The 725-nt window shown below is 51.9% G+C and carries 1 protein-coding gene; it reads right to left on the bottom strand.

The features are described from left to right. Positions 1–725: SprB repeat-containing protein (locus J1G40_RS18270; protein WP_265244104.1), on the bottom strand; the 725-nt coding region annotated here is incomplete at both ends.

The raw sequence follows: 725 nt of genomic DNA, 5'->3' as shown, positions 1-725 counted from the left end.
GTAACGGTTACACTATGGGTCCCCGCGGTTAAAGCAATTGCCTGCTGTGTAGTCTCCCCGTTGTCCCAGACATAACTATATCCTGCTGTGCCACCTGTAGGATTTACAGTGGCCGCCCCATCATTGCCTCCATTGACAGATACCCCATTATCAAGGGCCACTGTACACATCAAGGCTGCTGGTTCATTCACTGTTGCACTTGCTGTGGTTGTACATCCGTTGGCATCAGTAATCGTAACGGAATAGGTCCCTGCGGTGAGTCCGCTGATATCTTCTGTGGTGGCGCCGTTGCTCCATATGAAGGAGTAAGCCGTAGTACCGCCACTTACTGTTAAGTCGATTGAACCGTTTGCATCCCCATTACAAAGCGCATCCGTTCCCACAGCTGACGCGGACAAAGCAGCATCGGGCTGGCCAACGGTAGCCTCGTCTGTAGTCTCACAGCCATTGGCATCGGTGATGGTCACCGTATAGGTGCCGGCTATAAGTCCGCTGATATCTTCTGTGATAGCACCATTACTCCATAGATACGAATATCCAGGGGTGCCTCCATTTACTGTTAGGTCTATTGATCCGGTGGCCTCACCAAAACAAGCTACATCGGTTGCGATAGCTGAGGAGGATAAGGCAGCATCGGGCTCACCGATAGTAGCGCCGTCTGTAGTCTCGCAGCCATTGGCATCGGTGATGGTCACCGTATAGGTACCGGCTAGTAAACCACTAAT

Origin of the sequence: Muriicola sp. Z0-33, from assembly GCF_026126425.1 — a bacterium.
In the GTDB taxonomy this organism is placed as follows: domain Bacteria; phylum Bacteroidota; class Bacteroidia; order Flavobacteriales; family Flavobacteriaceae; genus JAFMPW01.
Note: the sequence above shows the minus strand (reverse complement) of the source record. Positions and strands in the feature narration are given on the sequence as shown.